Origin of the sequence: Vibrio mediterranei (assembly GCF_013364395.1) — a bacterium.
In the GTDB taxonomy this organism is placed as follows: domain Bacteria; phylum Pseudomonadota; class Gammaproteobacteria; order Enterobacterales; family Vibrionaceae; genus Vibrio; species Vibrio mediterranei.
In genome coordinates this window covers 146,732-172,835 of sequence record NZ_JABXGK010000008.1, presented here as the reverse complement: position 1 = coordinate 172,835, position 26,104 = coordinate 146,732, and the positions used below count along the sequence as shown (strand labels likewise).

The following is a 26,104-nucleotide window of genomic DNA, read 5'->3' as shown; positions in this document are numbered from 1 at the left end:
GCGGGCGATTCTAGCAGAGTATTACCCCGATACCTACGCTAATCAACAAAGCTATTCAATCTACTCACTTCAAACGCTACATTCTCAGCGCTACTATTTTGCAATACGACAGAAATGACGCCGCTGGGTTTATCTCGCCATATTGGTTTACCGTCGACGTATTTGACCCATTGTCGATTGAGTTGTTGCAATGGGACATAAATGGCGATGCTATCACCGATTTGATAGGCGTAAGAAGAGGCGGAGACGGTTTGTTGGAAGCCAATTTGGTCTATGAGCCCGATATGCAGCGCCTCGAGTTGAGGGGAAGTAAGCCGCTTTAGAACAAGCTCAATGGCTGCAGGAATACCCGAACTTAGCTGCTCAAGTGCAATGCTCTGTTCCGGTGCTTGCTGCCAAGTTTTCCATCTGTTGAGTGAAACCTGTTCATTGAAGGCTTGCTGGTGGAAGTTAAGAGGGACGTTCCAGTTCGTTACCAGTGAGTTGTGAATAGTACCATTGAGGACCAGCGTTACAGACACCTCGCCATTTTCAGCCCAAGTTGGCAGCATTTGTCCATTCCAATGAATAGTAAAGGCATCACCAACGCCTTTTTCAAGCCATGTGTTAGTGTCTTGTTGAACAACGACTTCCCAGCGAGTCCAGTGTGCTAACTGAGCTTTGATTTCGAGCTGACGATTTGCCATTAGTTTGGCGTGAAACTGCTTAACTTGAGGCGCCTTTTCGTTACGATGCGCGTTGATGAGTTGTTGATAGTCAGCCAATGCGGGCTTAGGTTGGTAGCTGGCTTTAAGAAGTCCAAAGCTTTGCTCTGCTTCGGCAAACCAACCTTGCTGCTCGGGTTCATCAGTAAGAGAGAACCAATTAAGGGCAAACAGACCAAGACTACGAAGCATCGGCAGATAAAATGCCAGCTTTTCAATCTCCACCGCTTGCTGCTGCTCCCATGCTGGTTGAGATGCAATTGATAAATACGCCAGCATCCACGGTTTGTTGAAGCGTTTTTTTAACCTATCGCCTAGTCGTAAAGCTCGAACCCAAGCGGACCAATCTGGCGCGGCGTGAGCGCGCTCAGTATAACTAGAGAGCATTAGCATACTTGCCACAAAATCACTTGCTTCAATGGCTTGCTCAGCGCTTGCGTAACTCGGTGTGCCACCGGGTTTATCCCAATCACCCAGCCCCAATCCTACTTTAACTTGCGGTGCCCCTTTTCGTATTAGTTGGATCACCTCCAGCATTAATGGATCCCACTCGTCCCAAGATTCAATACCCTGTTTGTTAAACTCAGGCTCCAAAATCAGATAGGCTTGAGGAAGGTCTCGCAACAACGGAATCAGCTGGTTTTTGATCTGTTCAAGATAACGTTGACGATTGGCAGTGACGTAGTCAGGGCTGATTTTGTCACCAAAAAACCAGTAATTAATCATAGGAATATAACCATGCAAATGAGCGCCGCGAAGTAAATCTGTGCGCAGCCAGTTCCAATCGCTGTCCTGAGTGATCCACAAACTGACGCTGTTTACCCGTAAATCATTATTGGTAAGCGTGTGCCAGATTGGCGCGAAGTTGTTACCACTACCTACAGGGTTATCTAACAGCAACCTTGCGCCGACTCCCCATAAAAAGGGCGTTGTTGATACTGTCGTTTGTTGTGCGAGAGGCAACATGAAGGTCATGGCGTTGATGCGCTGTTGCCAACTTCTCGCTAACAGGCTGTTGCGGCTGCCCCAACTAGAGTTCAATTTACCCTGTATGTCATTGATAGCTCGTTGGGCTAGCGGTAAACGGTTGGCGCGAATGGCTGCGAAAGCCGCCCCAAACAATGCCTGAATGTACCAATCTGCATCGGCATTCTGAGTATCTTCTGCAATGGAAAGGTAAAGTTGCAGTGCTGTTTGGGGTTGTTGAGCTAGCTCTAACAAACTGTATGCGGTCAGAAGCAGTCCGCGAATCGCCAACGGCGCTTGCGGATGTGTGGCATATAGCCTGGCGCTAGTGTTTTGAAGTTGCTGAATATGATTTAGGTCGCGTAGCTTAACTAGAGTGAAGAAGTCGCCAAGTAACGGATCGTTTTGATAGGCTCGCAATAGTGCAAATGCCGCCCTTGCTTCTAATTGGTGCACGCTAAAAGGGTTACTGGCTAAATATTCGCGATACAAGGTCATCGCTGTTGTCCAGTTGTTTTCTGCTTCTGCAATACGCGCTGCCAAGAATAGTGCTTCTCCTGAATAAGGCTGTGGCAACTGGTTCAACTTTGACTTGGCTTGTGTGACTTGTCCAACTTGAACCAGTTGAATTCCTTGACCGACGATTGCTTGGGAAGCGTTCACGGCTTGGCTACTACCCATGGTGAGTAATAAGGTAAGCAATAACGTAAGTAACCATGGTTGCCATGACGCCAAGTTAGCGTTCCGAGTTAAAGTCATTAGACGGCTCGGCTTCATTGGATGGGCCAACATCAATGGTCTCAAAGTAGTCTAGATTACTGCGAACCATTTCGATGTGAGCAGTTTGTTCTGGAGTCATCGCGCTGCTATCTAGACCATCAAGGCTTTGCTTCATGCTTAATACGATCACTTGTAGGCGAGCGGCACTGTCACTGACATTTTCTGCAATGTCGCTGAGTTCATCACCGCTCCGAGTCTTCACTTCTGTCGTTAGCCTACCTAAGGAGATGTCGACCAGAGCTTGTCGAATCCGCTCTACCGGACCATAAAGACGGTAGCTGAGCCAGCATCCAGCCCACGTTGCCAGTGCTAATTGAAGTAACAGTAATAAAATCAGCCAATTACTCATGGCTTGGTACATTGAAGGCATGGAGTTAGCTACCGCTGCAAACTCTTCGGGAAGCAACTGAAACGAGAGCTGTTCAGCGAGCACATCGAGCGTTTGAGAGTAAAAGAAATAGAACTGAGCAGCGTTAATCGCGGCACTGAGTATGGCGATGAACAGCACTCGCCAAATCAGTCGCCGAGATAATCCCACCTTAAAACTGTGCGTGATGGATGTTAGGCGCAAGAATTGCTGCATGTTCACTCTCCCTCGGATTTTGTCATTAAGAGTCTAGGATGGGCTTAAAGGTATTTCTGCAAAATTCGTTGGCGGTCACTCTAAAGAAAGCGTTAAACATCAATATGTTTTATAGTGAGATAGCAATAGTACTCAGGGAAATAGACAAGTTGGGAACAAGATGACGCCAGAACAAATAGGGAAAGCTTACGATCAGATTACTCACCTGTGGTTGAGTGAAGAGTTTAATCTCGACAATGGCATCGAAGCTCATAAACGAGCGATTGAGTTTATTTCGTCTAGAGGTAAGGCGCTCGATATCGGTTGTGGGTGTACCGGACGATTTATCAATCTGTTGCAACAAGTAGGGTTTCAACCTGAGGGGATGGATATCTCGAGTAAAATGATTCAGCTTGCTCGCGAACGTCATCCAGATGTTACCTTTTATCATCAAGACATCTGTAACGCTGATCTACCAAGTAACTATGATTTTATCACTGCATGGGACAGTATTTGGCATATTCCTCTAGAACAGCAAGTCACTGTTATAACGAAGATTATTGCTAGTCTAAATCCGGGCGGTGTGTTTGTTTTTTCTTTTGGAGGCACACAAGAAGCAGGGCAGCATACTGATGATTTCATGGGGCCAGAAGTGTATTACTCGTCTCTTGGGACTAATGGCTTTTTAGAGCTTTTCATTAAACTTGGCTGCACAATTCGTCATTTGGAGTTCGACCAACACCCAGAGCTTCATACCTACCTTATTGCTGAAAAGCTGACCAAATAGCCCTCGTTACTTCTGGCATACGCTAATGCTGTTATTCGCTGCTCTCACTAATGCAGATTGGTGGGATAAAGCACGTCCAATGTCAATTAGTTTGTATTCTAATGATTAGAGCTCATTGCTTTTTATGGCTGATTTTAAGTGTTTTCTAATTTTCACTATGAAAAATTGAGCTATTTGAATCATTTTTGTGCGTGTGATAGCATTTTGTCCGAAATAAATTGTTAGAGTTCTAATTAAATGGAGGGCGGTTTCTAGTTTTTTCCTTTTCGAGGAAAGCAATTTGGACACGTAGTAGTAGTATTTATGGACAATGCATTAAAGAAGTACAGTATCGAAACCACTGACTATCAAGTAGGTCAGGACAACATTCAAAAGTGGGGTTTCGATATACACAACCCCGTATTCGGAACAAGCGCAGCGCTTGTTATTCTCAGCCTAATTTCCCTTCTTATCGTCGAGCCAGCAACCGCACTCAACGCTCTCAATGGTCTTAAAAATGGCATCATTAATGACTTTGATGTCTTCTTCATGTGGGCAACCAATTTTTTCCTATTCTTTGCCGTCGCGTTATTGATTTCTCCTCTTGGGAAAATTCGTATCGGTGGTAAAAATGCAACAACTGACCATTCAACCATTTCATGGTTGGCGATGCTGTTTGCGGCTGGTATGGGTATCGGCTTACTATTTTGGGGAGTGGCGGAGCCAACGGCTTATTTTACTGACTGGTGGGGAACACCACTCAATGTAGAGCCCAATACGGAAGCAGCTAAATCACTTGCTATGGGGGCAACGCTGTTTCACTGGGGTATCCATGGTTGGGGTATTTACGCTATTGTGGCGTTATCACTCGCGTTTTTCACCTACAACAAGGGGTTGCCTCTATCTATTCGCTCAGCATTCTATCCAGTATTCGGTGACCGAGCTTGGGGTTGGCTAGGCCACGTGATTGATATCATGGCGGTGTTGGCGACTTTGTTTGGTCTAGCGACATCACTGGGTTTAGGTGCTCAACAAGCGACAAGTGGCATCAACTATGTATTTGGTCTAGACGGTGGCATTGGTATGCAACTGGCGGTGATTGCGTTTGTTACCTTAATCGCGGTTATGTCAGTGGTGCGTGGTATTGATGGTGGAGTAAAGGTTCTTAGTAACATCAATATGGTTGTGGCCTTCTTATTGCTGATTTTTGTCACGGCTGTGAGTCTGGATGTCGCTCTGCCGTCAATCTGGAATACAACGCTTGGTTACGTAGAAAATATCATTGCGCTCAGTAGTCCTCATGGCCGTGAAGACACTGTCTGGATGCATGGTTGGACGGTATTTTATTGGGCGTGGTGGATTTCTTGGTCTCCATTCGTTGGGATGTTCATTGCTCGAGTCTCGAAAGGACGTACGGTACGAGAGTTCTTGTTAGCGGTTATCTTTATTCCAACTGCAGTGACGTTAATATGGATGTCAGTATTTGGCGGGATCGCTATAGATCAAGTGGCAAATCATGTAGGTGAGTTGGGGGCGAATGGTTTAACCGACATTTCACTAACGCTATTTCACGTATACGATGCTTTACCATTTGGCTCTATTTTGTCCGTGATCTCCATTGTTCTTATTTTGATTTTCTTTATAACGTCTTCGGATTCTGGCTCGTTGGTTATCGATAGCATCACTGCTGGCGGCAAGATTGATGCGCCAGTACCCCAGAGGATATTTTGGGCGTGTATTGAAGGGGCTATTGCAGCAGTAATGTTGTGGATTGGCGGTAAAGAGGCGCTTCAAGCATTGCAGTCTGGCGTAGTGGCAACGGCTCTGCCGTTTACTTTTGTTCTGCTATTGATGTGTTTTAGCCTAATAAAAGGTTTGAGGACGGAACAAGCACTTTATTCGTAAAATTGCTTAATTAATGAAAAACAGGTGCTCTGAGAGCACCTGTTTTTCGTTCAGACTGGTCTGTAAGTGCCCGCCTGATTAGATAAAATAAAAATAAAGCGATTGATTGTCATACACTATTTCAGTTTTATTCCACTCTTATTGTTTAGTGATAAATCTTATCTTCGTCCTCGTTACTATACGCCAACGTTTACACATGAGTTGTTTTCCCTAATGTTGCCAGTAACGAGGATCTTACCGTGAGAGCTTCCCTCTCTATTATTGTTTTGACGGTTTCAATCGCTTCAAGTCACAGCGTTGCTACTAGTTTTACCGATCCAGTTGATCATCAGTTTGATATGGGCGAATACCTAGCTGAAAATGCTTATGGTTTTTTGCCTGTACCCATACTCGTGACCGAACCTGCCGTTGGGTATGGCGGTGGTGTGATGGGAGTATTCTTGCATGAATCGGAGGCGCAGAAAGAAAAGCGTAGAAAGTTGTCGATGACATCGGTAAATGGTGGTGCTCAATTGCTAACGCCAGCCATCACTGTAGGTGGTGCTTTTGGGACAGATAATGGTACTTGGGCTGGATTTGTGGGTCATCGGCACTCATGGAAGCGTGACAGTATCCGCTATCTTGGCGGTGCATTTTATGGTGACGTGAATATGGATTTCTATGGTAGCGGTGAACACGTCAGTAAGTTTGAGCTGAATATGAAAGGGTATGGAGAGCTACAGAAATTGCAATTTAGAGTCGCTGACACGCCATTGTTATTAGGGATCTCACAAGCTTTTATTCAATCTACGCTATCATTAAATTCCATCGAACGTCAGCAGGATCGTCATCGGCGAGAGTTCCATCCTTCATTAGATTCTACATTTTCAATGCTGGGGTTATTGGTTGAACATGACACACGAAATAGCTTCTTATACCCCTCTGCTGGTGGGGATTACAGTGGTGAATATCGCTTGTTTAGAAAGAGTCTTGGTAGTGACTACGATTTTGATACGTTCACATTTAAAGGGATACACTATTTTCCAATTAGAGAATCGTGGAACCTTGGTTTTAAAGGGCAATACAACACGCTAAGTACCAGTGAGCGTTACTTACCAACACCTGTTTACCCTGACATCAATATGCGCGGCATTGCTAGAGAGCGATACCAAGGTGATACAACAGCCTCGTTAGAGACTCAATTAACTTGGCAAATGACTACGCGTTGGTCAGCTTCTGTTTTTGGTGGGTTAGGTACCGCCGTTGATGATGGCGACTCGATTTTTACAACCAATAACCATTATAGCTATGGTGTCGGTTTTCGTTACCTTATAGCCCGTCGCTATGGCTTGCGTGCAGGGATCGATGTGGCTACCAGTGAATCGGATAACGCCATTTATTTTCAAGTAGGCACTGGTTTTTAGTAGTTATCGAACAAGGGGACATGATAAGTCCCCCTTGTTTTACTTGATTAAGAGCGAGCGAACTTCATCCGTTCCAAAGCGACAGAGCCACCTACGTTTGGAAGCATAAATGGTATGGTGACCATAAAGTAATAGAACGCCAATTCCCATCCTCCACCCGGTAAAATCCACGTATAACCAACGGCAAAGTGGCCACCCACTATCTGGGCAACAATCAGATATCCTGCTGACATGAACGCTCCAAACCGAGAAAGTACCCCTAGTCCCAATGAAATAGCAGTAGCCAGTTCAACTAGGCCGCCAAGCACAATCAGAATATTGGCGGTTGAATCCGTTAATGGGTGTCCAACCACTAAGTTACCAAATCCGTTGGCAAAAAAGTTAACCAAGCCTGCGTCGTGGGAAGAAACAAACAGTTTTTCTGTACAGTGCGTTAACCAGTTCATACCGATGAATATACGCAGCATACTTAATGCTGTTTCTGTCGGACCTTCTTTGATAAAGGTACGTCGCATGACTACAACACACTGTGCGAGCAACGGCAGATAAGATATTGCCGCTATCCAACCAATCATTGACCAATCATGTTGATCAGCATTTCTAACGACAATGGTGGTAAAAAATAGTGGTAAAAGAAAAGACAGTGCGACATTCTTCCTATTGAAGTAGGCAGTTACGGGAATCATTATTGCGGCGGCAATGGTAGCGACTTCAGACCAGGTACCATCGTAAAGATCGGCGTTAATGATGGCACTTGCTGCGGCGAGTAATCCTGTGAAAACGATAATATTTGCGTAGTTTTTGCTTTCCATAATCGTACACCTTACGTAGCCTTCGTCGTGACTGGCAAAGGCCACAAATATTGAATTTCGGAGTTATTGGTATTGTTCGTTGTTGAGTAACTTCACCTGAGTACTTTGACTTTGAGTGACCATCCAATCGGCAACACTTGGCTCCCAGCGAACTTCAGGTGCACTGAAAAAGCCTCTTAAAATGGAAAATACAATAGCCTCGTCCACCAATTTCCTGCGACTTCCGGTACCTAGTTGGAGAAGTTCATTCGCCTGAGTGATCAGCACCTCTGCTTGTGAGGCGATCTGCGATGTGTCTTCTAACAAGCTGTTGAAATTAAGCTCATAGGTTTCTTTTTTAGTACGCCATGCTTTTTTTGCACTGGCGGTGGAGAACTCTTTGAGTGGCAAGGTGCTCCAACGTGGATATCCAATTTTCTGCAGTGGTAAGAAGGCATCCTTCTGCCATCTCATTACGTCTTGAGATGGCGTACTGTTTTCTGCCGAATCTGCTAAGTCGAGCAGATAACCGATGATATCGAGACTCTCCGCCATGGCTTTTCCGCTACCTGTGACAAACACAGGAACTTGCTTACTGCCGATGATGTTTTTTGTAGTTGTGTCGTCGTCATAATCTAGTGTGACAATATCCAGTGATAAGTTGAGCATTCCCGCCACGTAGCGAACACGTGCACTGAACGGGCAATGGTCATAGATATAAAGCTTCATGATGAATACCTGTAATAAGAGTAGGCTTGGTTTTGACTTAGTTGATTAACGCGCCGCCATCGACATCAATAATGGCGCCAGTCATATAGGTGTTTTCGATAGCAAACAAATACGCTTTTGCGACATCTTGCGCTTCACCAACTTTGCCAACAGGTAGATTGTTCTTGGCATTTTCGTACATGGTATCGCGGGTTGTTTGATCCATTCCTTTGTATGCGGTGGTTTTTGTTAAGCCAGGGCTGACGGCATTGACGCGAATTGGCGCTAGTTCTCTAGCCAAGATCTTTGTCACGGCTTCTAGTGCGGCATTCATTGCGGTTTTTGCATAAGTGTTAGGAACGACTTTTCGAGATAACATGCCCGTCGTAAACGTAATGGTGCCGTTTGGCTTGATAAAGCGAGCAGCTTGTTTTGCAGCGTTGATGGAGCCCCAGAATTTGACGTCAAATGCTCCTTTAGCATCGTCAATGGCTACATCGGTTACTTTGCCTGCAGGCGCCGCTGATCCTGCAGTGACAATAAGGTGGTCGAAAGCACCGATGGATTCGAAGTAACAGTGCATCTCTTTCTCGTTGCTGATATCTAGACCAGTTGAGCGACTAGCAACATGGACGATATTCTCTTCGTGATTAACGAGCTGAGCGATAGCTTCTCCAATACCTGAGGTGCCACCTAGAATGACGTAAGTTGTTTTTTCGCGGTTCATTATTGTTTCTCCCAATTCGATGACTTCATTTGATAACGCCCATTATATTTATTCGACTTAGTTTTATAATTGGGTAAAATACGAAATCATTATTCGGATTGGTTAAATAATGGAGCGCCTATGGATAAGTTTTCAGATATGGAGATGTTCGCGAGCATTGTTAAGCACCAAGGGTTAGCGGCTGCGGGCAGAGACCTTGGATTGTCGCCAGCATCAATGACGGCTAGGCTTCAGGCTTTGGAGGAGCGTTATGGCGTTAAACTGCTTAATCGAAGTACTCGCCACGTATCGTTAACTGACTCAGGAGAACTCTACTACAAAGCTTGCTTGGATATATTGGATAACGTCAATGAAGTGGAAAATATTATCCAAAGTGGCGTTAAAGAGGTAAAAGGCGCGCTGAGAGTGTCTGCGCCAAAAGACATTGGCAAACAATACATTGTGCCCATTCTGAATGAGTTTTCAGAACGCTATCCTGATGTCATTCCTTATCTCTACCTCAATGACCACCTGTCGAACGTTAACGAATCGGGTATGGATATTGTCATTCGCTATGGGGAAATGGCGGATAGTAACCTCATCTCTCGCAGATTAGCGTCCAGTCGCCGTGTGTTGTGTGCCTCGCCAGAGTACCTAGCAAAGCGGGGGACTCCTATTACGCCTCAAGATTTGGTTGGGCATGATTGTTTAGTGATGTTGCGTCATAACGAAGAGCTAAAGACGTGGCACTTTCGAGAAAATGACCAACGAAAATCCATTACGGTAACGCCCAAACGTTTTTCAGATGATGGTGAAGTGATTCGTCGATGGGCGTTAGAGGGAGCGGGTATTGCTCTCAAGTCACTATTGGATGTTCAGGCAGACATTAACCATCGTCGTTTGGTAACAGTGCTTAACGGCTATATGAAAAACTTCAATGCTTCGACAACGGTATCAAGTGCGGATTTGAATGTGGTCTATTTGAGTAAAAAATACCAACCCAAACGCATTCGATTGTTCTTAGACTTTTTGTTCGAACAGTTCCCAGATCTAGTCAAGCAATCTAGCGATAACTGAGGATTACGGGTGATGATCGTGTAACGATAGGAACGACTTGGTTCCTATCGTTTGCGTCTAGCTATCAATCCGTGTGAGTCTCGCGCAGCATCCATTACCGTTAGTATTGTTCGAAAGTGTAAATTGCCAGCTATAGCTTTCTGCGATCCGATGAACAATCAGCAGCCCCAGCCCATGCTCAATATCGTTATTATTGTTCAGTCCACAGCCGTTATCAGTAATGCAAATTTCCTGAGATGAGATACGGACGGAAATCTCCCCATTGGCTGTAAAACGTATGGCATTGTCTAGTAAATTTCCAACTATCATTCTCACGGCTATCAATGGTAGGTTAACCGCTGTCCCTTCTTCGATCTGCACCGTTACTTTTGTATCTTTTGAAGCACTTGAATAGTATTTTGCTAGCTCCAAATCTTGTTCATTGACTTTGGTCGATAAGCTATCGGGACTCGCATTTTCTTGCTTAACGATGTTTAGTAGCAGTTCCACGGTCTGTTGCATACCGTTTGCCGCTTTGAGTATGCGTTCACGTTGCTTGGTTTGAAAAGCCTCATCTTGTTTCATTGCCTGTAAGTTGGCGGCACCCAATACAACGGCAATGGGCGTTTTCAACTCGTGGCTCGCATACTTGGCAAACATAAGCTCTTGTTTGGCGACACGCTCTTTCATTTGCGTGTAACTATTAAGATGCTCGGTGAGTGTTTGCAGCTCTAAAATTGAATGCTCTGTGATAGAGAATGCTCCGTCTTGGTTACTTGCGAGTTGGTGGCTGAGGGATGAGATTGGCGACATTAATGTGTCGAAGACCCTTTTCAGCGATAACCGCAAGACAAAAATCAGAAAGACCATCAGTAGCATTGAAATGATCATCAATGTGTCCCAAGAGTCATCTCCGAAGTCCATCGCTCTCGAATCAATGGTGAGGTAAAGCGGGATAGTTTGCTCGTTAAACTTAAACTTGGTGTGATAGACCAAAAAGCCATCTTCGAGGAAGGTATTGTATTTCGTTACTTTTCCTAATGGGAAAGACCCCTGTTGTGCGATTCTTTTCGGTAGCATATTAGCATCAAAATACGCGGTAACGCTTTTACTGAGCTGAGCCTGATTTACTTGGCGAAGTTGATAGTAGGATTGGGCTATTTCTTCAAATGACACTAAGTGATGTTCGATCTGGTCGTCTTCCTCTAAGGCCAAGTGAAGCGAAAAGGCAAAGAAAACCAAAAAAGAAGTGACCAAAGCGATAAGAGAGAAGGTTCGTAACAAGCGAGCTTTGACTTGTTTTATGGAGTAATAACTAGGTTGTGACTTTGACCTTTTCATCATTGAATTACCAGTTTGAAGCCAAATTTAGGTACCGTCATCAGGCATGGAAAGTCGAACGGCTTATCTAAGACATTCCTCAGTAAATAGATATGACTTCGTAATACGTCTTTATCGGGCACATTTTCCCCCCAAAGAGTCTGAATTAATGACTCTCTCGATACAACTTCACCTTGAGCTTTTACTAGGGCTACTAGTATTTGATAGGTCGCTGGGCTTAACTCTATGTTTTCGCCTTGTCGTGTCACTTGATGGCTTTTTTCATCAATAACAATATCGCCAAATCTAAGCATGCTTTTGGCAACTTGACCACGATAGCGCTTAATTAGCGCGGTAAGTCTGGCTTCGAGTTCAGGAAACTGGAATGGCTTAGTGAGAAAGTCGTCAACTCCAGAATCGAAACCGGTCAATAGGTCAGATTGTCCATTTAGTGCTGTCAACATAAGAATAGGTGTCGTGCAGCCTTTAAGGCGCAGTTCTCGTGCCACCTGCATTCCATCTTTTTTTGGCATCATTACATCTAGAATAATGGCATCGAACGCATGAGATAAAGCAAGCGATAGGCCTAACTCGCCGTTGCTTGCAAAGTCCGCTTCCGCTTGTTTGACGTCAAGAAAGTCCGCCAATATGCCTTGTAGTTCTTCATTGTCTTCTACGACTAAGATCTGGCTGCCAGATAACACACTCATACATGTTTCCAATTCAATAGCGTGAATTGATGATAGCAAACTTGTGTCGATTTTTTGTCGAAACGCGATTGCCAAGTGGTAAAACAGCTTTGACAAAAACTCGACATCGACTCCTGCACACTGCTCTTATTTACTAAGGGAGTGTGTGATATGAAAACACCAAAATCATTAGTTTGTTTGGCTTTAAGTCTGGTGGCGCCTTGGGGTCAAGCCATAGAACTAATTGGGCAAACGGTCAGTTTGTCATCGGTAAATGTGGTTGCCGAAGTCAATGGCGTGATTGAAACCATGAACGTAGAGGTCGGGGATAAGGTTCAGCAGTACACGGTTATAGCTGAAATCAAAAAGCAAGACTTTCAGTTTGAACTAGCTCGTACCACGGCCAATCTGGAACTGGCACAAGCAGAGATCAAACTCAAACGTTCCGTATACGAACGTTATCAAGAGCTTATTAAAAACAACAACTTATCTGTTAATGAACTTGATATCGCCAAAGCTGATTACCTCAATGCCAAAGCATTACTTAAGCTGGCACAAATTGAACTTGATATTGCTCAGAAAAACTTCGAAGAGACAAGTATCCGAGCCGATATTGAAGGCTTTGTGGTGAGCCGTGATACACAAGTTGGTGCTTGGGTAAACCAAGGTGATTTGCTTTATCGACTTGTGAATATTGATACGTTGACGGTACGTCTGTTAGCAAGTGAGCATGATATGTCTTTGCTATCGGTGGGGCAGTCGATAGAACTTTGGGCAGAGACAAGTCCAGAGCAAAAAGTGGTGTCATCCATTGCTCGTATAGGAGTGGAAATGGATGTTCAGCACATGGCTTATCCGATTGAAGTTGATATAAAAAATGCCGACTTTAAGCTGATGCCAGGTATGTCGATGTATGCCACGACCGATGTTTCGCAAATCACAACTTCCGTGAAATAAGAGGCGATTTTGACCATGTTTTCTTTAATCTCCTATTTTGCTCGGCGCCCGTTTCTCGCCCGAATCATTACGATTATGGTATTAATGATGGGAGTGATTTCACTATACACTCTTAAACTGCAAGAATACCCCGATGTTGCCTTCGAATCCGCTGAGGTGACGACCCATTACCCAGGAGCAACGGCTTCCGATGTTGAAGTCAATGTTACTAATCCATTGGAGAAAGAGTTACGCACGGTAAAAGGTATTAACTTTTTTTCCTCTCAATCTGTGGATGGCTTTTCTGCAATAGAACTGGAGTTTCTTCCAGATGTCGATTCCACACAAGTTATGCGCGATATTCAACAAGCCGTCGATAGGGTGAGTGGTTTACCGAAAGATATCACTAATCCGCCACTAGTGACTCAAAAGCAAACATCTTCATTTTCTGTTCTATCGTTCGGCATCAGTGCTGTTGGCGAGACGCAAGGGAATGTAGAGTTACAAGAGTATGCGTACCACTTAGAACGTGCGATAAGCGCACTATCAGGTGTTCAAACCGTCACACTCTCTGGGTATAGCGAGCGAGAGTTTTGGGTAGAGATTGATCCTACAAAGGCGAGTCGTTATCAATTAACGTTTGCCGAGATAAGTAATGCAATTGTTCAGTCGAACTTGTCACAATCGGGCGGAATGGTACGCGCTACAAACAGCGAGCAAAAGCTGATCACGATGACTCAAGTGCAATCGGCGCAGGAAATTGGAAATATCGTTATTAAGGCGCTCCCTAGCGGCACTATAGTGAAAGTTTCCGATGTTGCGCAAGTGATTGATACCTTTGCGAAAGCGACGCAACAAGGAGTGATCAATGGTCAAGATGCTGTGTTGTTCGATATCTCTAACAGCGGCAATGCGGATATCACTAAAACGGTCGCCAGTATCAAAGCGTTGCTAGAGCAAGAACAAACTACGTACCAGGGGCAGTTCGCTTTCCAATATGGAATGAACCTCGCTGATGACATGAGCAATCGCTTTACTATCGTGTCTACCAACGGTGCTATTGGTCTTCTCTTAGTATTACTAGTTTTGAGCATGGTACTCAAAAGACAAGTTGCTTTTTGGGTTTCTATTTCAATTCCATTTTGCATATTGGGTGTCATGATCGTATTGCCGATGCTTGGGCTGAATCTCGATAGTATTACCTTGGCGGCATTGTTGTTAGTTATAGGAATCATTGTTGATGATTCAGTGATTGTTGCCGAAAGCATTTATCAACAAAAAGAGGCGGGGAAACAGGGAGTTGAAGCTGCAATTGAGGGAACTAAAGCGGTCATTAAGCCTATTTTGGCCAGCTTGACGACCACGGCCTTGGTATTCATTCCGATGATGTTTATTCCTGGCATTATGGGGAAAGTGATTGTCGTTATCCCAATTACGGTTATTACCGCACTGTTGTTTTCTCTTGGTGAATGTACCTTTACCTTACCTGCACACCTTTCTGGATCGTTAGAATCAAAGCGTGCTACTTCAGGCAAATTCACTGAGGTAGCTGGCTGGTATCAGCGGATGTTGACCAAATGTCTTCGCTACAAAAAGTCTGTTATTACCGCGGTGATCGTTGTTGCATTAGCAGGGACGAGTCTAGTGATGACTCTTAAATTAGATATCTTTCCTTCACAAGCTGCAAAATATGTAGAGGTACATACCGAGGTAAAGCCGGGAACCTCGTTAGAAAATGTTCGCGTAATGCATGCGAGAATCGAGCAGGCAATAAAGTCACTACCCGTAGACGAACTCGACAGTTTTGAAATGACTTATCAATCGCCGGTGAGTACAGGTCGAATCAACTTGAGTGATTATAGCCAGCGAAAGCGCACAGCAGATGAGATCGTCGTTGAACTGAATCGTAAGGTTGCCAGTTACAGTGACCAGGTGTTTGTTAAGTTTTCCATTGATGCAGGAGGACCGCCTCCAGGAGAGCCTATCGAAGTGCGTGTCTTGGGAGGATTGGAGCATGATCGTCAACAAGCGGTCGAGTTGGTATCTAAATGGTTAGCCGAGCACTCTGGTCTTGCGAATGTTACTAACAGTGAAGCCCTAAAAGATCCTCAATTAAAAATAGTGCCACAGCACACATGGCTAGCGAAATATGGACTCACGGTAGCGGATCTTGCCAATACACTACGTATTGCCTTTGATGGCGAGAAAATCACTTCCACGTGGTTAAGCACCCGAGAAGTCGATATCCGTATGATTTTAAATGAAGACTACCGATCTCTAGAAAAGTTAGCGACAACAAAGATCTATACCTCAGATGGAAAACAAGTCCCGTTGAGTCGTTTGGCAAGAGTAGAGCAAATTGACTCCCCTAGACTGATCAAACATTACAATGGACAGAGAGAAGTGACAGTAACAGCACAGATAACGGATGATGCCCTAAGCTCAGTAGCACTGTCGAACGAGTTACTTACTGAACTACAGGGTAAATACGCTGCTACAGTAACTATTGATATTGGCGGTGAAGCGGAAAAAACTAATGAAACCATGAGTGGATTTATTGTTGCTTTTCCTTCCGCTATGGTGGCGATCTATTTTGTTCTCGCGATCATGTTTAATTCGCTACTTCAACCACTCTTAGTAATGGCAGTGATTCCATTTGCTGTTGTTGCATCGTTGATGGCATTGGTTGTGCACTTTCAAGCGTTGTCTTTATTCGCGTTGATAGGAGTGCTCGGAATGGCTGGAGTCGTTGTGAATAACGCTTTGGTTCTCATTAATCGAATCAACGAACTAAGAGCTGATGGAAATTGTGGTGTTGATGCGGTTATAGAGGCATCCGTAAGTCGACTGCGCCCAATATTATTAACCTCTTTGACAACAGTAGTGGGCTTATTACCACTCGCTTACGGTATAGGTGGCACTGACGTTTATATGGGGCCGATGTCGTTAACACTCGGCTATGGTTTATTGTTTTCGCTACCGATTGTCTTATTGGTTGTTCCAGTTTTGTATAGTTTGTGTTTTGTCCGTGAACGTGAGCCGATGAATACCTAGAGTGTGTTTATAAGCAGTATACGATTGATAGAAAAATACATCATGTGTATGCACTCATGCGTCACTTTTGGCGCATGGCTCCAATTTAAGCCAATCTAGATAATTAATCTTTACGTATAGTATCTTAATGTTAAGCTAAGAGGTGTTTGTTTTTTATGCTACTAGTTTCTTTATCCGAAGTCTAAGAGACGTAATCTATTTAGGTACACTATGAGAAAAATGACATTAACCTTACTAGCACTTACCGTATCCGTTAGTGGCAGTGTGTCTGCCCAAGAAGCGTTGACGGGGTGTGCGGCCAAAGAGCAGCGACTCAAAACCAAGCTGGAATATGCTAAAAAGTATAACAACACTCATGAGATCCAAAGCCTCGAATTAGCCATAGAGAATGTTCAAAATTACTGCACTGATGAAAAGCTGTATAAGGAACGAATGCAGAAAGTGGAGAGCAAGAAGAAAAAGGTAGCGGAAAGAGCTCAAGAGCTGGAGCAAGCAAAAGCTAAGGGTGATCAGAAAAAAATCAACAAAAAGGAGCGCAAACTAGCGGATGCTGAAGAGGAGTTACAGGAGGCAATTTCAGAGTTATCTGAGTGATTATTCTCTATTCGAAAGCACACAAATGGCTCCTGTATGATCGAGTAGGCACTCTAGCGATAGAAGTGCCTACCAAGAACTGATTACTGTTTGTCGAACTTATTGAAGCATGCTGGTATAAACCTGCTGGCCCAAAGTAGTTAAAGTGTATACCTTGCCGTTGTCCTTAGTTACCAGCCCACAGTTTACAAGTTGTCTTAAGTGGAAGTTGAATTTCGTATGATCCTCGATACCGACAATACGGCATAGATCCATGAACTTAATTTTGTGGTGTACTTTTAGTTGTCTCACTACGGTGCGGCGAATTGGGTTCGATAGTGCGCTGAATACTTGGTCACGAGACTCGGCATTTTGCACGTCCTTAGGAGAGCGCTCTGCATGAACACGTTTGAGTGTGACGGAGAGTGCGGAAAGGTTAAATGGTTTAGTCAGAAACTCATCAGCGCCTTTTTTCATGGCGTCAACCGCAAGGTCTACCGTAGCAAATGCGGTAGTGACAATTACACCAATATTGGGTTGGAATCGGCGTAGTGTTGTCAGCGCATCAATGCCAGTGATTCCACCCATCACCACATCGAATAGGGCTAGGTCAAACGTCTTTTCTTTCGCGAGATCAAGAGCATCTTCGGCATTATCGACGGCGGTGACTTCAAAGCCTTCAAGTGATAATGCTTCCTCCAATACTTCTCTTAAGTCCGTATCATCTTCAGCTAAAAGTAGTTGCAGTTTCATTATTTAACTCCTGGTAGTTTGAACTCAACAAGTAGCCCCGGGCAAACATTCGAGAATGTAATAGAGCCGTTATGTTGTGTGGCAATTTGTTTAACGAGGGCAAGGCCCATACCGGTACCTTTGCCTTTTGGTTTAGTGGTAAAGAAAGGTTGTGTCGCCTTCTCTAAGGTTTTAGGGGACATTCCTGTACCCCAGTCGCGTACTTTCAATGACACTTTGTCATGATCTTTTTGAACTCTGATGGCTAGCTTGCGTTGATTGGCGCTGGCATCAAGAGCATTGGATACAAGGTTGATAACGACTTCTTCAAGCAAGGCTTTATCGCCTCTGACATAGAGTTTAGGGTCGATATCTAACGTCAGGTCATATTGAGCAAGACGGTAGCGAAGCATATCGAGAGCGGCATTCACTATGCTCTCAACATGCACTCGCTCCCGCTCAATACTGTGCTGATGTGAGTAACGTAGTACTTCTTGGCTTATGCAAGCCGCTCGCTCAAGTCCTCGACGTATACGGACGATTTGACGGTCTGCGATTTCTTGGTTCTCGCGATTCTGCTCTAACAAATCACAACTCATAAGAGCACTGCTAATAGGTGTTTTTATTTCATGGGCGATGGCTGAAGATAGTTCTCCAAGCTCTTTTAACTTCTGATTTTGTAGAGACAGTGATAGTGCCTCTTCTATTTGTTGTTTTCTTTCGAGATCAAACATCTTCAATGCTTGCCACAGTGTTGCCAATAGCATGACAGCACCAACACAGCGGAAGACCAAGACCCAAGCTCCATACTGAGCAAAAACAAGGGCGCTGCCGAGGCCGTATATGAAAAAGGCAATGCCAGATAGCAAGAAGTACAGATGGTTGGGAACATCTTGTTCTTCTAACTGTTTTGAATACAACGCAAGACCAACCCCTGCAACACAGCTAGCGATCAAGCTAAAAAGGAGCCGTGCGTTGCGAGTGGCGCTAATGGTAAAGGCGTAAAAATCTTGAGTAGAAAACTGATAGAAGGAAACCGCGAGTAAGAGAGTCGCTAGGCCTAACCAGACACGGCGAACGGTTTTAGCAATAGTGGCATCTAGAAGTTCGGTCATCTTCCATGCGAATAGGTTTAAAGGAAGATAGGCAATAACAAACTTTAATAGAAGTAGTACTTCCATCGGTTTCGTAATGACGAACTCTTGTTGGTAAATAGCAAGATACAATTCGCTCCACTCATGGAAGCCAAGCACCAATCCAGAAATGCCTAAGTAAGGAAGAACTTTAGCAATTTTTATTTCACTGCTGGACATATCGCGCAGTAATATCGCGAAAAATAGCGTTATAAATGCTAGTCCGTAAATGAGATAAATCTTAAATACAAAGAGAGTATCCATGAGTAATATTGTTTACAAGATAATCAGTATTAGTGTTATAGCACTTCTCTATGTGATCTCTATCACTGATATCTTACTTTCTATTTTTGAAAATGAACAAATGTAAGAATGTATAAAAACATATTAATCCATTGATATATAAGGGTTGGAGGTGGGGTTGTTGAGTGATTTGTCGCTAGGTTGTTACTAATGTAGTTAACTTGAGTGACAAAGCGTTACATTAACGAAGCGTGGTGGTAGAAGGAAAATTTATAAGGACTAGAAATAAAAAAATCACTCCTTGAAAGTCTATTCTGTTGGGTGGGGAAGAATAAACGATCAAGGAGTGAAATATAATTAAGCAAATATAATCTAAGTTGATAAGTGTATTTATCAAAAAATAGTAAAGGTTAAATGTAAATAACTAAAGAGTTCACATCCTTGTGAATAAGTTAGTCTGTAAGTATTGGCTTACTATATAAACGTAGCTTGATCATTAATGGAATACAAATAAATAAATCCTCCAAAAATGAAATGATAAGTTTCGCTAATTATTATTTATATTATCACTTTGTTGGGTGTATCTTTCTTCTCGCAAGCTGTGTAGATAAATAACTACATTTTGCGTCGATGATAAATTTAGTTATCCATTAATTAATTTGGTCGGTAATTAAATTTATCAATATGTTTTAAATACAATTAAGGATTGCTGATGCAAGCTAGTATCCCCAGCGAAGATATAATGCTAGCTGGGAAGCGGATATTATACAGCCAGTTGATGCTTGGGTCGGTATTTATACTCTACGAGCTCTTTTTTAAAGACAAACTAGATATAGAATCGGCGTTAATCGGAGTGATTATTGCAGTTGTACCTCCGTTCATAGGCATGATATTCGCGTCGCTAAAAGCTAAATATAAGCCGCAACAAAATTTAAAAGATCTGATGCGTTTGAGTCGCAATATCAAGATGATCTACACCATAGTGATGTTCATTTTGACATTTCGATTTATGGAACTGAGTAACGTTACTGTATTAGCCGGATATTGCATTACGGTATTAGGTTTCTTTATCAGTCCAATGCTTAAAGATCAGCAAACCATTGAACTACAGAGGAAAGCGTAATGGAAAACGTTCAATCAGCACATGACTATATTGAACACCATTTGACGTTCTGGACTTCGGGTGATGGTTTTTGGGGCATAAACCTAGACTCAATGTTGATGGTTTGGTTACTGGGTATCGTCTTTATCGTAGGCTTTCGCTATGCGGTTTCCAAGGCGACAAGTGGAGTTCCTAGCCGATTGCAATGTCTCGTTGAATTGGTGTTTGAGTTTGTCGACGGACTGGTAAAAGAAATTTTCCAAGCACAAGATAAACTAATAGGTCCATTGGCTCTGACTATCTTTGTTTGGGTATTCTTGATGAATGCTATCGATTTATTACCTATCGATTTTATTCCAGCCTTTACCCGAGCAATAGGACTTGGTCACTTTAGAGACCTACCATCAGCGGATGTTAATGTCACTATGTCAATGGCGTTAGGAGTATTTATTCTAGTCCTTGGTTATACCTTTAAACATAAAGGCATAAAAGGATTTATTAAAGAACTGACTACTCAGCCATTTTCACATCCTTTGTTATATCCGGTGAACCTGGTTCTTGAATTAGTCACACTAATTTCAAAACCTATTTCATTAGGTCTGCGACTATTTGGCAATATGTATGCGGGTGAGATGATATTTATTCTTATCGCACTAATGCCATGGTGGATGCAATGGGCGTTAAGTGTTCCGTGGGCATTGTTCCATATATTAATTGTCGGATTACAAGCGTTTATATTTATGGTTCTCACTGTTGTCTATATGGGCATGGCAGTAGAAGAACATCACTAATTCAAACTTAATTTACTAAATATATTTCTCAGGAGTTGTTATGGATATTGTAAGTGCTGTTTTATATGTAGCAGGTGCACTTCTAATTGGTCTTGGTGCGGCGGGTGCGGCAGCAGGTATCGGTAACCTTGCCGGTAAATACCTAGAGGGTGTGGCACGTCAACCAGATTTAACCCCGATGCTTCGTACTCAGTTCTTCATCATGATGGGTCTAGTGGATGCGGTTCCTATGATTGGTGTTGGTATTGGTCTCTACATCATCTTCGCAGTGGCTTAATTGATTTTTAATAAGTAAACATTGGTGAGGATGTTATGAACCTAAATGCAACCATGCTGGGTCAAGCAATCTCCTTCGTTATCTTCGTTTGGCTTTGCATGAAATATGTGTGGCCACCATTGGTAACACTGCTTGACGAGCGTCGAGACGAAATCGCGACTGGTATTAAGAATACTGCAGCCGCGGCAAAAGAACTTGAACTAGCAAAAGCAAACGGTGAGAGCATCGTTGCGGAAGCGCGCGAAAAAGCACAATCCATTATTGAGTTAGGACAGCAACGTCAAAACCAATTAGTGGAAGAAGCAGCAGAGCTAGCGCAAAAAGAGAAAGCGAAAATCATCGCTGAAGGTAAAGCTGAGGTAGAGAGCGAAAAGAGCAAGGTTCGTCAGGAGCTGAAATCTGAAATGGCAGATTTAGTGATTGAAAGTGCCAGCAAACTGATTCGCAAAAACCTTGATTCTAAGAGTAACCGTGAGCTTGTTGAGCACATGATTAGCGAAATGTAGGGGTAAATCAGATGAATGACTTTACCTCAATTGCTCAACCCTATGCCAAAGCTGCGTTTGACTTTGCCCTTGATGAGGCACTGCTCGATGAGTGGGGACAAGCGTTAGGGCTTTTAAAAATGGTGGTATCACAGCCAGCGGTCGTCGAGGTGATTGAAGACCTTGAAGAGGAAAGTTCAGAGCAAGTCTTGCTCGATATGATACTGACCTCGTGTGATGAGTGGCTTAGCCAATACGTTAAGAACTTCTTACGTGTTATGGCTGAAAACAAGAGACTCAAGCTACTGGCAACCACTGTTGAGCTGTTCTTTGAAATGAAAGCGGAATATGAAAAAACCATGGAAGTTTTGGTTTACACCGCAGAGCCATTGGAACAAGACCAATTGGTGGACATTAAGAACGCGCTTGAAGCTAAGTTTGGCAAAACGGTAACGATAGAACAGCAAATTGATCCATCCCTTGTTGGTGGAGTGATGATTAAAGCGGGCGAGCAGGTGTTAGATGGAAGTATTTACTCATCGTTACACCGTCTTGCTGTCAACCTACACGCATAGTAGGGGAAAGAGATGCAATTGAATTCAAATGAAATTAGTGAACTGATCAGAGAGCGCATCGCCAATTTTGACATGGCGAGTGAGGCGAGAAATGAAGGAACCATCATTTCGGTCAGTGACGGTATTATCACCATTCACGGTCTTGCGGATGCTATGCAAGGTGAGATGATTGAGTTACCAGATAACCGTTTTGCCCTAGCGCTTAACTTAGAACGCCACTCTGTTGGTGCGGTAGTGATGGGCCCTTATGCTGACCTTTGTGAAGGGATGAAGGTCCGTGGTACGGGGCGTATCTTAGAAGTGCCAGTTGGCCCTGCGCTGCTTGGCCGTGTGGTGAACACTTTGGGTCAGCCTATCGATGGCAAAGGCGAAGTGAAAGCTGAACGCTTTGACCCTGTAGAAGTGATTGCACCGGGTGTAATCGACCGTAAATCAGTGGATGAGCCAATTCAAACTGGTTACAAAGCGGTTGATGCTATGGTGCCAATCGGTCGAGGTCAGCGTGAGCTGATTATCGGTGACCGTCAAACAGGTAAGACGGCGATGGCTATCGATGCCATCATCAACCAACGTGACACTGGCGTTAAATGTATTTATGTCGCGATTGGCCAAAAAGCCTCAACGATTGCTAACGTGGTTCGTAAGCTAGAGGAACATGGCGCACTAGCAAACACCATTATTGTGGTGGCGTCAGCATCAGAATCTGCTGCATTACAATACCTGGCACCATATTCAGGCTGCACCATGGGTGAATATTTCCGTGACCGCGGCGAAGATGCATTGATCATCTACGATGACCTGTCTAAACAAGCTGTTGCTTACCGTCAAATCTCACTACTACTAAAACGCCCACCGGGTCGTGAAGCGTTCCCAGGTGATGTTTTCTATCTTCACTCACGTCTTCTAGAGCGCGCAGCTCGAGTTAATGAGGGTTATGTAGAGCGTTTTACTAATGGTGAAGTTAAAGGTCGTACTGGCTCGTTAACCGCATTACCGATCATCGAAACGCAAGCGGGTGACGTATCTGCGTTTGTACCGACTAACGTTATCTCAATTACCGATGGTCAAATCTTCTTGCAGACTCAGTTGTTTAACTCTGGCTTACGCCCTGCTGTGGACCCTGGTATCTCAGTATCGCGTGTAGGTGGTGCAGCACAAACCAAGATCATCAAGAAGCTCTCTGGAGGTATTCGTACCGCATTGGCTCAGTACCGCGAGCTAGCTGCCTTCGCGCAGTTCTCATCTGACTTAGATGAAGCGACTCGCAAGCAGCTTGACCACGGTGAAAAAGTGACCGAACTCATGAAGCAAAAGCAGTACGCACCAATGTCTGTTGCGAATCAAGCATTAGTCATCTTCGCAGCCGAAAAGGGTTTCTTGGAAGATGTGGCACTGAACAAGCTCGCGGAGTTTGAAGATGGTTTGGTGGCTTTTGCCAAACAGACTCAAGCTGATCTACTCGAAGAGATCAACAAAACTGGTGATTACAACAAGGAAATCGAAGGCAAGCTTTATACGCTGCTAGAAGAGTTTTCTGCGCTGCAATATTAACCATCAACCAAGTAGGAGTCAGTAATGGCAAATACCAAAGAGATACGCACCAAGATTGCGAGTATTCAAAGTACTCAGAAAATCACCAGTGCGATGGAGATGGTGGCGGCAAGCAAAATGCGTAAGGTTCAAGACAATATGGAAGCGTCTCGACCTTATGCAGACAACATGAAAAAAGTAATCAGTCACGTGTCTGGCGGTACGTTGGAATATAGCCATCCGTATCTGCAAGAGAGAGAAGTTAAGCGGGTTGCTTACATCATTATCTCTTCAGACCGTGGCTTATGTGGCGGTTTAAATACCAACTTGTTCCGAAAAGTTTTGTCTGAAATGCAAAGCTGGCAGGAGCAAGGTGTCGAAGTTGACACCACATTGATTGGTTCAAAAGCAATCAGCTTTTTTCAATCATCAGGGCGTGTCATTGCTCAAACCTCAGGTTTGGGAGACCACCCAAAGCTCGAAGAGCTACTGGGTACTGTCCACGCCATGATGGAGCATTACGCAGAAGGGCAGATAGACCGACTATTTCTGGTTTATAGCCAATTTGTAAACACCATGACGCAACAACCTACCGTGATGCAGCTGTTACCGTTTCCTAAGCAAGAAGAAGCGGAAAAAGAAACACGTTGGGACTACATCTACGAGCAAGCACCAAGAGATATCTTGGACCATTTGATGCTGCGCTACGTTGAGTCTCTTGTGTATCAAGGTGTGGTAGAGAGCATTGCTTGTGAACAAGCAGCGCGAATGGTTGCGATGAGAGCCGCAACGGACAATGCAGGTCAGTTAATTGATGACTTGCAACTCGTGTTCAACAAAGCACGTCAGGCAGCGATCACTCAAGAGTTGAGTGAGATTACCGCCGGCGCTCAAGCGGTGTAACAGGATTCAGAGGTAAGATTATGAGTATTGGCAAAATTGTCAAAGTCATCGGTGCCGTTGTCGACGTAGAGTTCGAACAAAACAGCGGTCCGCGAGTATACGACGCTCTAAAAGTCGTAGGTGATGAAAACAGCTCACTTGTTTTAGAAGTACAACAACAACTTGGTGGCGGTGTGGTTCGCTGTATCGCTATGGGCTCATCCGATGGCCTAAGACGTGGTCTGCAAGTAGAAACTACAGGTAGCCCAATTACCGTACCCGTAGGTGAGGAAACACTAGGGCGTATTATGAACGTTCTAGGCCAACCTATCGATGAGTGTGGTCCAATTGGCGAACAAGCGTCGTATGAGATTCACCGTCCAGCGCCTAGCTACGAAGATCAGTCAAACAGTACTGAACTACTTGAGACTGGCGTGAAAGTTATCGACTTGATTTGTCCATTTGCTAAGGGCGGTAAAATCGGTCTGTTCGGAGGCGCTGGTGTAGGTAAGACCGTCAACATGATGGAACTTATCAACAACATTGCGAAAGCGCACTCAGGGCTTTCGGTGTTCACTGGTGTTGGTGAGCGTACTCGTGAAGGTAACGACTTCTATTACGAGATGAAAGAAGCGGGCGTTCTAGACAAAGTGGCCATGGTTTATGGTCAGATGAACGAGCCACCGGGTAACCGTCTTCGTGTTGCTTTGACAGGCTTAACCATGGCGGAACGCTTCCGTGATGAAGGTCGTGATGTACTGCTATTCGTGGATAACATTTATCGTTACACCTTGGCTGGTACAGAGGTATCAGCGTTGTTAGGTCGTATGCCATCAGCAGTAGGTTATCAGCCAACGCTGGCGGAAGAGATGGGTGTACTGCAAGAACGTATCACGTCTACCAAGAATGGTTCGATTACGTCGATTCAAGCGGTGTACGTACCAGCGGATGACTTAACGGATCCATCGCCAGCAACGACGTTCGCTCACTTGGACGCAACGGTTGTACTGTCACGTAACATTGCAGCACTTGGCCTTTACCCTGCGATCGACCCGCTAGACTCAACGTCTCGCCAGCTTGATCCGCAAATAATTGGTCAAGAACACTACGACACAGCGCAAGCGGTACAAAAAACACTGCAACGTTATAAAGAACTCAAAGACATCATTGCCATCTTGGGTATGGATGAACTTTCCGAAGAAGACAAGCAACTGGTATCTCGAGCTCGTAAGGTAGAGCGTTTCTTAACGCAGCCGTATCACGTAGCTGAGGTCTTTACTGGCCAGCCAGGGGTGTTTGTACCTTTGAAAGACACTATTGCGGGCTTCCAAGGTCTGCTTAACGGTCAATATGACGATATCCCAGAACAAGCATTTATGTACTGCGGTTCTATCGACGAAGTGCTTGAGAAAGCGAAAACACTGTAAGGGGTGAC

General features: G+C 44.2%; 24 protein-coding genes. 15 read left to right on the top strand and 9 right to left on the bottom strand.

What is annotated here, in order from left to right; translation table 11 throughout:
• Window positions 1-38 precede the first annotated feature (38 nt).
• The gene (locus HOP38_RS17830; protein ID WP_198558609.1) at window positions 39-2,429 is read right to left on the bottom strand and encodes a hypothetical protein; all 2,391 of its coding nucleotides are present in this window, start codon (window positions 2,427-2,429) and stop codon (window positions 39-41) included.
• Window positions 2,407-3,033, bottom strand: coding sequence for a HAMP domain-containing protein (locus HOP38_RS17825; RefSeq protein WP_124941658.1), 627 nt, complete (start codon window positions 3,031-3,033; stop codon window positions 2,407-2,409). The genes HOP38_RS17830 and HOP38_RS17825 overlap by 23 nt, the downstream gene beginning before the upstream one ends.
• Window positions 3,034-3,193: 160 nt before the next feature.
• On the opposite strand from HOP38_RS17825, the gene HOP38_RS17820 reads away from it, so the two are divergent.
• The 3 genes from HOP38_RS17820 (at window position 3,194) to HOP38_RS17810 (ending at window position 7,086) form a co-directional block, all read left to right on the top strand.
• Window positions 3,194-3,799: a class I SAM-dependent methyltransferase gene (locus HOP38_RS17820; protein ID WP_198558608.1), complete on the top strand. Its 606-nt coding sequence runs from the start codon at window positions 3,194-3,196 to the stop codon at window positions 3,797-3,799.
• Between the two features lie 303 nt (window positions 3,800-4,102).
• Window positions 4,103-5,683: a BCCT family transporter gene (locus HOP38_RS17815; RefSeq protein ID WP_062461926.1), complete on the top strand. Its 1,581-nt coding sequence runs from the start codon at window positions 4,103-4,105 to the stop codon at window positions 5,681-5,683.
• Between the two features lie 239 nt (window positions 5,684-5,922).
• A complete protein-coding gene (locus tag HOP38_RS17810) occupies window positions 5,923-7,086 on the top strand; it encodes a BamA/TamA family outer membrane protein (RefSeq protein ID WP_198558607.1) in 1,164 nt (387 codons plus the stop codon).
• Window positions 7,087-7,133: 47 nt separating this feature from the next.
• Here HOP38_RS17810 and HOP38_RS17805 read toward each other — a convergent pair whose 3' ends face one another.
• The 3 genes from HOP38_RS17805 to HOP38_RS17795 all read right to left on the bottom strand — a co-directional run bounded on the left by HOP38_RS17805 (window position 7,134) and on the right by HOP38_RS17795 (window position 9,312).
• On the bottom strand, window positions 7,134-7,898 hold the full coding sequence (locus HOP38_RS17805; RefSeq protein WP_006070164.1) for a DoxX family protein: 765 nt from the start codon (window positions 7,896-7,898) through the stop codon (window positions 7,134-7,136).
• A gap of 63 nt (window positions 7,899-7,961) precedes the next feature.
• Window positions 7,962-8,606: a glutaredoxin 2 gene (grxB, locus tag HOP38_RS17800; protein WP_198558606.1), complete on the bottom strand. Its 645-nt coding sequence runs from the start codon at window positions 8,604-8,606 to the stop codon at window positions 7,962-7,964.
• 37 nt (window positions 8,607-8,643) lie between these two features.
• The gene (locus HOP38_RS17795; RefSeq protein WP_031494637.1) at window positions 8,644-9,312 is read right to left on the bottom strand and encodes an SDR family oxidoreductase; all 669 of its coding nucleotides are present in this window, start codon (window positions 9,310-9,312) and stop codon (window positions 8,644-8,646) included.
• 120 nt (window positions 9,313-9,432) lie between these two features.
• Between HOP38_RS17795 and HOP38_RS17790 the strand changes: the two genes are divergently transcribed.
• Window positions 9,433-10,368: a LysR family transcriptional regulator gene (locus HOP38_RS17790; RefSeq protein ID WP_038230823.1), complete on the top strand. Its 936-nt coding sequence runs from the start codon at window positions 9,433-9,435 to the stop codon at window positions 10,366-10,368.
• 57 nt (window positions 10,369-10,425) lie between these two features.
• Here the strand turns inward: HOP38_RS17790 and HOP38_RS17785 are convergent, their stop codons facing one another.
• Window positions 10,426-11,691 carry a sensor histidine kinase gene (locus HOP38_RS17785; RefSeq protein WP_340138505.1) on the bottom strand — a complete coding sequence of 422 codons (1,266 nt, stop codon included), beginning with the start codon at window positions 11,689-11,691 and terminating at the stop codon, window positions 10,426-10,428.
• The gene (locus HOP38_RS17780; RefSeq protein WP_423250098.1) at window positions 11,688-12,377 is read right to left on the bottom strand and encodes a response regulator transcription factor; all 690 of its coding nucleotides are present in this window, start codon (window positions 12,375-12,377) and stop codon (window positions 11,688-11,690) included. Before HOP38_RS17780 ends, HOP38_RS17785 begins: the two co-directional genes overlap by 4 nt.
• Before the next feature lie 150 nt (window positions 12,378-12,527).
• Here HOP38_RS17780 and HOP38_RS17775 point away from each other — a divergent pair, with 150 nt between their 5' ends.
• The 3 genes from HOP38_RS17775 to HOP38_RS17765 all read left to right on the top strand — a co-directional run bounded on the left by HOP38_RS17775 (window position 12,528) and on the right by HOP38_RS17765 (window position 16,940).
• Window positions 12,528-13,313, top strand: coding sequence for an efflux RND transporter periplasmic adaptor subunit (locus HOP38_RS17775; RefSeq protein WP_198558605.1), 786 nt, complete (start codon window positions 12,528-12,530; stop codon window positions 13,311-13,313).
• A 15-nt stretch (window positions 13,314-13,328) separates the two neighbouring features.
• The gene (locus HOP38_RS17770) at window positions 13,329-16,346 is read left to right on the top strand and encodes an efflux RND transporter permease subunit (RefSeq protein ID WP_198558604.1); all 3,018 of its coding nucleotides are present in this window, start codon (window positions 13,329-13,331) and stop codon (window positions 16,344-16,346) included.
• A 210-nt stretch (window positions 16,347-16,556) separates the two neighbouring features.
• Complete coding sequence (locus tag HOP38_RS17765) at window positions 16,557-16,940, top strand: DUF1090 domain-containing protein (protein ID WP_198558603.1); 384 nt, start codon at window positions 16,557-16,559, stop codon at window positions 16,938-16,940.
• A gap of 99 nt (window positions 16,941-17,039) precedes the next feature.
• On the opposite strand, the gene HOP38_RS17760 is transcribed toward HOP38_RS17765, so the two are convergent.
• Together HOP38_RS17760 and HOP38_RS17755 are read right to left on the bottom strand one after the other, a co-directional pair.
• The gene (locus HOP38_RS17760; protein ID WP_006070155.1) at window positions 17,040-17,672 is read right to left on the bottom strand and encodes a response regulator; all 633 of its coding nucleotides are present in this window, start codon (window positions 17,670-17,672) and stop codon (window positions 17,040-17,042) included.
• On the bottom strand, window positions 17,672-19,048 hold the full coding sequence (locus HOP38_RS17755) for a sensor histidine kinase (RefSeq protein ID WP_006070154.1): 1,377 nt from the start codon (window positions 19,046-19,048) through the stop codon (window positions 17,672-17,674). Before HOP38_RS17755 ends, HOP38_RS17760 begins: the two co-directional genes overlap by 1 nt.
• 691 nt (window positions 19,049-19,739) lie before the next feature.
• Here HOP38_RS17755 and HOP38_RS17750 point away from each other — a divergent pair.
• The 8 genes from HOP38_RS17750 to atpD are packed head-to-tail and all read left to right on the top strand — an operon-like array spanning window position 19,740 to window position 26,096.
• Entirely contained in the window at window positions 19,740-20,150 is a 411-nt protein-coding gene (locus HOP38_RS17750; protein WP_006070152.1) for an ATP synthase subunit I, read from the top strand.
• Window positions 20,150-20,920: a F0F1 ATP synthase subunit A gene (gene atpB, locus HOP38_RS17745; RefSeq protein WP_006070151.1), complete on the top strand. Its 771-nt coding sequence runs from the start codon at window positions 20,150-20,152 to the stop codon at window positions 20,918-20,920. The genes HOP38_RS17750 and atpB overlap by 1 nt, the downstream gene beginning before the upstream one ends.
• Before the next feature lie 40 nt (window positions 20,921-20,960).
• The gene (gene atpE / locus HOP38_RS17740; RefSeq protein ID WP_004727739.1) at window positions 20,961-21,197 is read left to right on the top strand and encodes a F0F1 ATP synthase subunit C; all 237 of its coding nucleotides are present in this window, start codon (window positions 20,961-20,963) and stop codon (window positions 21,195-21,197) included.
• 35 nt (window positions 21,198-21,232) lie between these two features.
• Window positions 21,233-21,703, top strand: coding sequence for a F0F1 ATP synthase subunit B (locus HOP38_RS17735; protein ID WP_006070150.1), 471 nt, complete (start codon window positions 21,233-21,235; stop codon window positions 21,701-21,703).
• An 11-nt stretch (window positions 21,704-21,714) separates the two neighbouring features.
• Window positions 21,715-22,257 carry a F0F1 ATP synthase subunit delta gene (locus HOP38_RS17730; RefSeq protein ID WP_038230814.1) on the top strand — a complete coding sequence of 181 codons (543 nt, stop codon included), beginning with the start codon at window positions 21,715-21,717 and terminating at the stop codon, window positions 22,255-22,257.
• 12 nt (window positions 22,258-22,269) lie between these two features.
• Window positions 22,270-23,808, top strand: coding sequence for a F0F1 ATP synthase subunit alpha (gene atpA / locus HOP38_RS17725; RefSeq protein WP_038230813.1), 1,539 nt, complete (start codon window positions 22,270-22,272; stop codon window positions 23,806-23,808).
• Window positions 23,809-23,832: 24 nt separating this feature from the next.
• On the top strand, window positions 23,833-24,690 hold the full coding sequence (atpG, locus tag HOP38_RS17720) for a F0F1 ATP synthase subunit gamma (protein WP_031493101.1): 858 nt from the start codon (window positions 23,833-23,835) through the stop codon (window positions 24,688-24,690).
• A 20-nt stretch (window positions 24,691-24,710) separates the two neighbouring features.
• Window positions 24,711-26,096: a F0F1 ATP synthase subunit beta gene (atpD, locus tag HOP38_RS17715; protein ID WP_006070146.1), complete on the top strand. Its 1,386-nt coding sequence runs from the start codon at window positions 24,711-24,713 to the stop codon at window positions 26,094-26,096.
• The last annotated feature ends 8 nt before the right edge of the window (window positions 26,097-26,104 follow it).

Bases quoted from the DNA above. Each gene is read 5' to 3' on its own strand.
- HOP38_RS17805 (WP_006070164.1), bottom strand. From the start codon at position 7,898: ATGGAAAGCAAAAACTACGCAAATATTATCGTTTTCACAGGATTACTC.
- HOP38_RS17775 (WP_198558605.1), top strand. From the start codon at position 12,528: ATGAAAACACCAAAATCATTAGTTTGTTTGGCTTTAAGTCTGGTGGCG.
- HOP38_RS17795 (WP_031494637.1), bottom strand. From the start codon at position 9,312: ATGAACCGCGAAAAAACAACTTACGTCATTCTAGGTGGCACCTCAGGT.
- atpA (WP_038230813.1), top strand. From the start codon at position 22,270: ATGCAATTGAATTCAAATGAAATTAGTGAACTGATCAGAGAGCGCATC.
- HOP38_RS17820 (WP_198558608.1), top strand. From the start codon at position 3,194: ATGACGCCAGAACAAATAGGGAAAGCTTACGATCAGATTACTCACCTG.
- atpG (WP_031493101.1), top strand. From the start codon at position 23,833: ATGGCAAATACCAAAGAGATACGCACCAAGATTGCGAGTATTCAAAGT.
- atpB (WP_006070151.1), top strand. From the start codon at position 20,150: ATGGAAAACGTTCAATCAGCACATGACTATATTGAACACCATTTGACG.
- grxB (WP_198558606.1), bottom strand. From the start codon at position 8,606: ATGAAGCTTTATATCTATGACCATTGCCCGTTCAGTGCACGTGTTCGC.
- HOP38_RS17830 (WP_198558609.1), bottom strand. From the start codon at position 2,429: ATGACTTTAACTCGGAACGCTAACTTGGCGTCATGGCAACCATGGTTA.
- HOP38_RS17815 (WP_062461926.1), top strand. From the start codon at position 4,103: ATGGACAATGCATTAAAGAAGTACAGTATCGAAACCACTGACTATCAA.
- HOP38_RS17780 (WP_423250098.1), bottom strand. From the start codon at position 12,377: ATGAGTGTGTTATCTGGCAGCCAGATCTTAGTCGTAGAAGACAATGAA.
- HOP38_RS17760 (WP_006070155.1), bottom strand. From the start codon at position 17,672: ATGAAACTGCAACTACTTTTAGCTGAAGATGATACGGACTTAAGAGAA.
- HOP38_RS17770 (WP_198558604.1), top strand. From the start codon at position 13,329: ATGTTTTCTTTAATCTCCTATTTTGCTCGGCGCCCGTTTCTCGCCCGA.
- HOP38_RS17825 (WP_124941658.1), bottom strand. From the start codon at position 3,033: ATGCAGCAATTCTTGCGCCTAACATCCATCACGCACAGTTTTAAGGTG.
- HOP38_RS17790 (WP_038230823.1), top strand. From the start codon at position 9,433: ATGGATAAGTTTTCAGATATGGAGATGTTCGCGAGCATTGTTAAGCAC.
- HOP38_RS17750 (WP_006070152.1), top strand. From the start codon at position 19,740: ATGCAAGCTAGTATCCCCAGCGAAGATATAATGCTAGCTGGGAAGCGG.
- HOP38_RS17755 (WP_006070154.1), bottom strand. From the start codon at position 19,048: ATGGATACTCTCTTTGTATTTAAGATTTATCTCATTTACGGACTAGCA.
- HOP38_RS17735 (WP_006070150.1), top strand. From the start codon at position 21,233: ATGAACCTAAATGCAACCATGCTGGGTCAAGCAATCTCCTTCGTTATC.
- HOP38_RS17730 (WP_038230814.1), top strand. From the start codon at position 21,715: ATGAATGACTTTACCTCAATTGCTCAACCCTATGCCAAAGCTGCGTTT.
- atpE (WP_004727739.1), top strand. From the start codon at position 20,961: ATGGATATTGTAAGTGCTGTTTTATATGTAGCAGGTGCACTTCTAATT.
- HOP38_RS17785 (WP_340138505.1), bottom strand. From the start codon at position 11,691: ATGATGAAAAGGTCAAAGTCACAACCTAGTTATTACTCCATAAAACAA.
- atpD (WP_006070146.1), top strand. From the start codon at position 24,711: ATGAGTATTGGCAAAATTGTCAAAGTCATCGGTGCCGTTGTCGACGTA.
- HOP38_RS17765 (WP_198558603.1), top strand. From the start codon at position 16,557: ATGAGAAAAATGACATTAACCTTACTAGCACTTACCGTATCCGTTAGT.